This window comes from Arcobacter sp. CECT 8989 (genome assembly GCF_004116715.1).
Lineage (GTDB): Bacteria > Campylobacterota > Campylobacteria > Campylobacterales > Arcobacteraceae > Halarcobacter.
Genome location: NZ_PDKE01000140.1, coordinates 1 through 382 on the forward strand (window position 1 = coordinate 1; position 382 = coordinate 382).

Annotated in this window: 1 protein-coding gene; it reads left to right on the plus strand. The window is 29.6% G+C overall.

The window, feature by feature from the left end:
* A partial coding sequence (locus CRV02_RS14740) for an SPOR domain-containing protein (RefSeq protein ID WP_164969043.1) occupies window positions 1–382 on the plus strand: 382 nt, incomplete at both ends.

Genomic DNA, 382 nt, shown 5'->3' on the forward strand with positions numbered 1-382 from the left:
CTTGGATATAACGGTGAAATAAACAATAATCAAGCACCAGATGTTTTAACAGAAAAATCACCAATAAACTCTACAACAGCATTTAGTGGTGGAACAGAATCTTTAGATCTAAAAGATGATATTATTACAACAACGGAAGTATCAAATAATATTGGAAAAGCAGTTAATACTGGTGTATCTAATACAGTTTCTTCAACTGTTAAAAATACACAAAAGGCAAATGTAAAAGGTAACTTTAGTGTTCAAGTTGGAGCATTTAGTTTAGTTTCAGGAGCTCAACAAACACAAAGTACTTATCAAAAGAAATTTCCTTCTAAAAAAGTTGAATATGTAGAAAATGGTGGTATATATAGAGTTTTCATAAGAGGATTTAGTTCTTATG